The organism is Streptomyces sp. C (genome assembly GCF_000158895.1).
Classification (GTDB): Bacteria; Actinomycetota; Actinomycetes; order Streptomycetales; family Streptomycetaceae; genus Streptomyces; species Streptomyces racemochromogenes.
This window is the reverse complement of sequence record NZ_GG657750.1, coordinates 6,948,720-6,949,828: the sequence shown is the minus strand read 5'-3', so window position 1 is coordinate 6,949,828 and position 1,109 is coordinate 6,948,720. Positions and strand designations below refer to the sequence as shown.

Sequence of the window (1,109 nt, the reverse complement as noted above, 5' to 3'; positions counted from 1 at the left end):
AGGCGCTCGGCGGTGGCCGCGTCGATCCGGCGGCCGGTCAGGGCGAGGAACTTGGCCCAGCCCGCCCCGGCCTCCCGGGCGATGCGCAGGTCGCCGCCCGCGTCCACCGCCACGCCCAGCCGGGCCTCGGGCAGGGCGAAGACGGCGTCGTCGGCGGCGATCCGGATGTCGGCCATCAGGGCCAGTTCGAAGCCGAAGCCCAGGCAGTAGCCCTGGACGGCGGCGACGACCGGCTGCGGCAGGCGGGCGAGGACCGAGAAGCGCTCGTGGACCCAGCGGATGCCCTCGTAGTAGTTCCGGGTCCGTTCGGCGGCGGAGCCGCCGGTGATGGCGCCGCCGGGGGCGGTCACGTCGATGCCCGCGCAGAAGGCCCGGCCCTGTGCGCGCAGCAGGACCGCGCGCACGTCCGGGTGGAAGCGGATCCGGTCGGCGAGCAGGCCCAGCTGGCGGGTGGACTCCCAGCTCCAGCCGTTGAGCTTGTCGGGGCGGCAGAGGGTGAGGAGCGCGATGCCGTCCTCGACCTCCAGCCGGATGCGCTCCGCACCCTCGCCCACCTCCCTGCCGAGCGTGTCGATCACCGGTTGCCGCACCCCCCACGTGGACTGACGGAGCGTCAGCTTAGGGGGGTCCGGTCAGCGGGGGAAGACCTCGAACGGCACCGCCGGACGGCCGCCGAAGCGGGCCGCGGCCTGCTGGACGTTGCCGGTGAGGAAGGTGCGTACGTACTCCTCGGGGTCCTGGTCGGTCAGCGCGGAGATGTACGCCTTGTGCTCCAGCAGGGACCGGACGGCGCGCTCCAGTCCGGGGCCGGCGTCGACGGCGTGGGTGGGCGTGGTGGTGTTCGCCACCGCGACCCAGCGCACCCCGTCCCACGGCTCCAGGCCCTGCTCGGAGACGAGCTCGGGGAAGATCCAGCGGTTGCCCGCGTCGGCGGCGGCGTCCAGCACGGCCCGGCCGACGGCCTTGTGGTCGGGGGTGTTCCAGTACCCGCCACCGCCCACCCCGCCCCAGGTGTCGCGGTGGTTGAGGGTGATCACCAGCTCGGGGCGGTGCCGCCGGATGGCCGCCGCGATGTCCCGGCGCAGGCCGAGCCCGTACTCGACGACGCC

Annotated in this window: 1 protein-coding gene and 1 pseudogene; both read right to left on the bottom strand. The window is 74.8% G+C overall.

Annotated features, from left to right (window positions below):
- The coding region (locus SSNG_RS31135; protein WP_050779949.1) for an enoyl-CoA hydratase/isomerase family protein at positions 1 to 578 on the bottom strand (578 nt) is incomplete at its 3' end.
- A gap of 54 nt (positions 579 to 632) precedes the next feature.
- Positions 633 to 1,109, bottom strand: a pseudogene (locus SSNG_RS31130) (PIG-L family deacetylase); the annotation flags it as partial.